The sequence below is a fragment of the Burkholderia sp. BCC0322 genome (genome assembly GCF_902833045.1).
Classification (GTDB): Bacteria; Pseudomonadota; Gammaproteobacteria; order Burkholderiales; family Burkholderiaceae; genus Burkholderia.
Genome location: NZ_CADFDU010000033.1, coordinates 1 through 5,599, shown reverse-complemented (window position 1 = coordinate 5,599; position 5,599 = coordinate 1). Strand labels below are relative to the sequence as shown.

Below are 5,599 nucleotides of genomic sequence, written 5' to 3'. Positions count from 1 at the left end.
GGCTATTACAATCGACAGCGCATGCACACGTCGATCGACTACTGCACTCCCGTCGAATACGAAACCCTACGCGCTGCTGCATGACATGCTGTACGTGAAAACGAGGCAGGGTCAGACTTCTTCGTACTTGATGCTGCGCCAGACGCGCTCGACGAACACGTTGTCGCGCCAGGCACCCTTGCCGTCCATCGACAGGCGGATGCCTCGACCCAGCACGGTCTCGGTGAACGCGCCCGCCGTGAACTGACTGCCCTGATCGGTGTTCACGATGTCCGGCAGCCCGTAGCGGGCGAACGCTTCTTCAAGTGCCTCAACGGCGTGCACGGCTTCCAGCGTGATCGCCACGCGATGCGCAAGGATCTTGCGACTCGCCCAGTCCACCACCGCCGTTAGGTACACGAAACCGCGCGCCATCGGAATGTAGGTCGTGTCGAGTGCCCACGCCTGGTTGGCCCGCTCGATCTTCATGCCGCGCAGCAAGTACGGCCAGATTTTGTGCTGCGCGTTGCGTCGGCTCGTGTTCGGCTTGCAGTACAGCGCCTCGATGCCCATGCGCTTCATCAGCGTACGCACGCGCCGGCGGCCGATCTCGTGTCCCTCGCGACGCAGCAGTCGCGCCAGCATCCGCGCGCCGGCAAACGGAAACTCCATGTGCAGTTCGTCGATCCGTCGCATCAGCAGTTGATCTGCTTCGCTCATCGGCCTTGGCCGGTAATACGCGCTCGATCTTGCGATGCCGACCAGCCGCGCTTGCTGCGAAACCGGCAGCGCATGCGTACGGTCGATCATCGCTTTGCGCTCAGCAAGCCCGCCTTGGTGAGCGCGCCTTCTAAAAAATCGTTTTCCAGGGCCAACTGACCGATCTTGGCATGCAGCGCCTTCAGGTCAACCGGAGGCTCGCTCGACGACGCCCCGGCCGTACCGAACACGTCGGCCGCGCGTTCCTGCAACTGCCGCTTCCATTCCGTGATCTGGTTCGGATGCACATCGAACTGCTGTGCCAGTTCGGCCAGTGTCCGTTCGCCTTTGACCGCTGCCAGTGCCACCTTCGCTTTGAACGCCGCTGAGTGCGTCCGTCGGGTTCTCTTCGTCATCTTTCCGGTTCCTTTGCCAGCATTATCGCTGGCTCAAGGCCCCGGCCGCCCCACTTATCCGCCTGTCCGAATTTGCGCGGCCACCTCTATCTGCGCGAGGCCCGTGCTGGGCGGACGCGAGCCGGCGGTGCAGGGGTGCATAAAAACGACTCGTTTTGATGCGCAGGGGTGGGGGGGTATCCACTGCGCGCGCCGGGTCCGCGGGGGCGATCGCGTTAGAAGTCGAGCGGCGCGGCAGTGATGCCCAGTGCGGCGGCGATTTTCTCGCGCGACGACTTGCGCAGTTTCTCGCTTCGCTCCTGCTGTGCGTAGGCGGACTGACTGATGTCGAGCCGAGCCGCGACGTCGGCCTGAGTCAGTTTCAAATGCTCGCGCCATGCGCGCAGAGGCGTCGCTCCGTCGACCGTGGCGCTGATCACCTCGTGCGGAATCAGGTCGCGCTCTTCTTCGTGCTGCGCCATGTAATCCGCGTAGGGAATCACCACAAAGGCCGGCGCTCCGTCCGGCCCGTTGATGATCTGGATGTTAGTACGTGCGTTCATCGCGTTTCTTTACCTCCTCGATTTCGACTACCTTGATTTCACCGTCCCAGTTGAACAGAACCTGGTAGTTGCCGATCCTGAGCCGGTAGCCGGACTGGTGATTCGTTAGCGATTTCACGTTCTGGCAGTTCGGCATCGTTTCCAAAGTGATCACGCTGTCGCGGATCATCACCTGATTCTGGCGATCCAGCTTGCGCAGTTGCTTGGCTGCTTTCGGGGTCCATTTGATCGAGTTCATGCGAGAACTATAAGTTTATTTATAAGTTTTCTGCAAGTGTTTTATAAGTTATTTGCGTGTCATTGCGCGGCCGGCTCGTAGTCGCGAAACCGCACGACCTCGATGCCGAGCCAATCGTTGAGCTCGCGTAGTCGTGCCTTCAGCGGCTCGACCTCGAGCTGGTGGAACGCGGCATGGCAAGACTGGGTGGAAACAGGGACACACCCGTGAGCTTAACATCCTCGTTTCCACGAAGTGCACCAACGCCCCAACGCCCGCCCCCGTCAGAGTCTTCCGATATGTAATAAAAATGAAAGGCTAGTATAGTCGAGCCGTTGATGCCTCCATTCAGGCTCAACGCCTCTCGGCACATCCCCTACCTTCGGCCACCCCAGCAGGTGGCTGTTTTTTTAGGTGCGCCCGGCAGGGAGCACACACTTGGAGGTGAAAGTCCTCTACACACCCGGCAAGGGGAAGTGTTAGCTAGAGGCAAGGGTTTCGCGGGCGACCGCGAGTCTGAAGGAAGCCCGAGGCAAAGCGCTGGCCTGACGAACAGGAAGCGGGTACGAGGCGACGCGTCGGGATGGCGCACTATGAACATCGTCAATAAGAGGTTGGTATGCTTTTTTGATTTTCCGCAGATGGCTATTTACAGGATTTGGGCGGCGAATTTTTGGTGCAATGCACCATGCTTGGCTTTGTGGATTTTGGAAGGTGCGACGCCATGGTTTGCTGGTGGACACCATTAGTCAATGGGTTCTTTTATTCGTTACGCCAATTTTTTGCTTGGTAAAAATGCGGGGCGTTGTTGCATAAATCCGGCGTGAGGACGAGGCAAGGCCTATGTTCATGATTTCAGACAATGTGAACGGATTGGGGACGTGCGAGGTCCGCCATGCGGTTGATCACGCCCACGCGGATGGCAACCTCGGTTGCCTGCGATTCGGTGTGTCGTGCCCACAAGCAGTTACCCGTGAGCGTCTTGAAGCGATACATCGCGTTCTCCGCGAGCGAGCGCCGATGGTACCCGCTGTCCTTCTTCCATTCGTGGCGACTGAGTCGCGCGATCGCATCGACCGCGTTGTTGCGCCACGTCGCGCCGGACGTGTTCGCAGGCCAATGTACAGCGCCTTCGCGCGGCGGAATCGATGGCGTTGCGGCGATCGTGGCATGGCACGGTTTGGTGTCGTAGGCCCGGTCACCGCCGATGACATCGAGCAGCTCGTCGTCAGGGATCTGGTAGAGCAGTTCGGCCAGGACGTCACCGTCGGCGACGTCTTGATGCGTCATCAACGCGGCTCGTACCTGACCGGTGTTTGCGTCGAGCCCGAGATGTACTTTGCGCCACGTGCGACGCTTCAAATAGCCATGCTAGCGTACCTTCCATTCGCCTTCGCCTCAGACCTTCGCGCCGGTGCTGTCAACCACCAGATGGATCGGCTCGCTGTCGCCAACGACCGGCAGTTGGACCTCAAGCGTCTGCGCTCGGCGACTCAGTATCGTGTAGTTCGGCACGGGCAAGGTGCCAAAGGCCAGTTCACGCAGGCTTTGAGCGAAGCCTTGCAGTGCGCGCAGCGGCAGGTGGAACAGGGTCTTGATGCCCAGCAACGCCTGAATCAGCGCGCCGCTGTACAGACGCGGACGGCCGCGCGTTGGCTCGGCCTCCGGTATGTCCGCAAGGGCGGCCACATCGTGACGTTACCTCGGTTGATCAGGCTTGCGTTGTAGGCTGACCAGTTCTTGACACGGTAGCGCGCCTTTGGATCGCTCGTCTTGCCCTTATCCCTGCGCATCTTCTCGAGGCCAAAAATCGAGAATCTACGCAGGAAGCCCAATCGTTAAAAGAAATTCCGAACCGGCCGTTGTGTGCAAACGTAGTCGACCGCGGGCGCGCCCGATTTATGCAACAACGCCAAAATGAGGTATCAATTATTTTAAGGGGAGTGAAATGAAAAGGTTGTTGGTGATTGCAGTGATTTTTAAGTGCTCATTTGCCTCGGCGGCTCCGTGTCATGCGGGTAAGTATATTGTCGGAATATCGGGAAATTATGGATGGGCAGGCAAAACTGGTATATATGTCTCGGATACCATAAACGGAAACCCGAATCCCGCTTGGGCCATAGGATTTGCTGAGGCAGACACTAGCGCCACGGCAAAAATATTGTATAGCATGGCTCAGGATGCGATGTATATGCATCAGAAAATTCATTCGATGGAGTGCAATTCTTCTGGGCACATTAGTTCGTTTTCGGTGGTGAGGTCCAGTTATTAGTCAATCCACCCAACTTAAGCGGGCGTGACGTCAGCATGTTTTCATCGCCATGAACTTGTGCGGCTTGGGTCGCGTTGGTCGAGGCCGCGTTTTGGCTGGGCGATGCACGTAGGTACGCCGCGCCAGCAGGTCAAGCGCGTGGGCGAGTTCTCGTGCGGTGGCACGGCCAAGCAGCAGCGGAGGAAGCAAGGGCCGCATGGCTGTGACAGCGAAGGTACGATTGATACGGCGTTCGGCGGGCAGTTGCGCAGCGCCGCAGGTAGCCTGACTTAGCAACGAATGGATGTTGTCGCACAGGATCTTGGCCGCGAGATCCTGCGCGACAGCGAGTTGTGACAGTCCGGTGACATGCTCGAGGGTGAGCTTCCCCTGAAATTTCGCCTTCCAAGAGGTCGTGTATAAACTCGACGGAAAGGAAGGAAATCAGGCATGTTCAAGGTACCGAAACAGGCATACACGGCGGAGTTCAAGCTGGCTGCCGTCCAGCGGGTCAAGGATGGTCAGGGAGTGGTCGTGGTGGCCCGAGAGCTGGGCATTTCTGAGCAGACGCTTCGCAACTGGGCGAAGGCCGAGGCGTCGGGCAAGCTCAGCGGCGGCGGAGCGAAGCCGGTCACGCCGGAGCAGATGGAACTGTCTCGTCTGCGAGCGGAAAACAAGCGCCTGCAGATGGAGCTTGAGATCGCAAAAAAAGCGGCAGCATACTTCGCGAAGGACCTGCTGTGAGGTATGCCTGGATCGACCGGCAGGTCGGGCAATATCCGCTGTCGTCGCTGTGCTGCGTGCTGTCGGTCAGCTTGAGCGGCTATCGCGCGTGGAAGCGCGGCGGTACACCGGGGCGAACGCGACTGACGGACACGCAATTGCTGACGCTGATCCGGACGGTGCATGTCGAGGCCAAGGGAGCATACGGCTCGCCACGCATGACCAAGGAAATCCGTGATCGAGGCTACCCAGCCAGCAAGGAGCGCGTGGAACGACTGATGCGGGAAAACGGCATCCGGGCCCGACACAAACGCCGTTACCGGGTGACGACCGATTCGAAGCACAAGCTGCCGGTTGCGCCGAATCTGTTGAACCGCGAGTTCAGGCCCACCGAACCCAATCAGGTGTTCAGCTCGGACATCACATATATCTGGACCGACGAGGGCTGGCTGTACCTGGCCGTGGTGCTCGACCTGTTCAACCGGGAGGTGGTTGGCTGGTCTATCAAGACGCGCATGACGGCGGATCTTGTGACGGACGCGCTGACGATGGCTTGGTTTCGCCGCCGTCCTGCTCCGGGCGCACTGTGCCATTCGGATCAGGGCAGCCAGTACGCGAGTCACGAGTTCCAGCGCAAACTGGCCGCCTACGGCATGCGCTGCTCGATGAGCCGCAAGGGAAATTGTTGGGACAACGCTCCGACGGAAAGCTTCTTCAACAGCTTGAAGAACGAACGGGTTCACGCCGCGCGCTACCGAACGCATCAGGACGC

At 59.2% G+C, this 5,599-nt stretch carries 2 protein-coding genes and 4 pseudogenes; 1 reads left to right on the top strand and 5 read right to left on the bottom strand.

Annotated elements, in window-relative coordinates:
* Positions 1-114 precede the first annotated feature (114 nt).
* The 5 genes and pseudogenes from HWX39_RS35570 to HWX39_RS35550 all read right to left on the bottom strand — a co-directional run.
* A pseudogene (locus HWX39_RS35570) lies at positions 115-1,094 on the bottom strand (IS3 family transposase); the annotation flags it as partial.
* A gap of 215 nt (positions 1,095-1,309) precedes the next feature.
* The gene (locus HWX39_RS35560) at positions 1,310-1,636 is read right to left on the bottom strand and encodes a helix-turn-helix transcriptional regulator (RefSeq protein ID WP_175972128.1); all 327 of its coding nucleotides are present in this window, start codon (positions 1,634-1,636) and stop codon (positions 1,310-1,312) included.
* A complete protein-coding gene (locus HWX39_RS35555) occupies positions 1,620-1,874 on the bottom strand; it encodes a type II toxin-antitoxin system RelE/ParE family toxin (RefSeq protein WP_175972127.1) in 255 nt (84 codons plus the stop codon). Before HWX39_RS35555 ends, HWX39_RS35560 begins: the two co-directional genes overlap by 17 nt.
* Positions 1,875-1,933: 59 nt before the next feature.
* A pseudogene (locus tag HWX39_RS36590) lies at positions 1,934-2,041 on the bottom strand (Presumed portal vertex protein); the annotation flags it as partial.
* Positions 2,042-2,708: 667 nt separating this feature from the next.
* A pseudogene (locus HWX39_RS35550) lies at positions 2,709-3,646 on the bottom strand (IS5 family transposase).
* A gap of 908 nt (positions 3,647-4,554) precedes the next feature.
* On the opposite strand from HWX39_RS35550, the pseudogene HWX39_RS35545 reads away from it, so the two are divergent.
* A pseudogene (locus tag HWX39_RS35545) lies at positions 4,555-5,599 on the top strand (IS3 family transposase); the annotation flags it as partial.

What these genes read in the sequence shown, in the direction of transcription:
- HWX39_RS35560 (WP_175972128.1), bottom strand. Translation starts at nt 1,636, where the DNA reads ATGAACGCACGTACTAACATCCAGATCATCAACGGGCCGGACGGAGCG.
- HWX39_RS35555 (WP_175972127.1), bottom strand. Translation starts at nt 1,874, where the DNA reads ATGAACTCGATCAAATGGACCCCGAAAGCAGCCAAGCAACTGCGCAAG.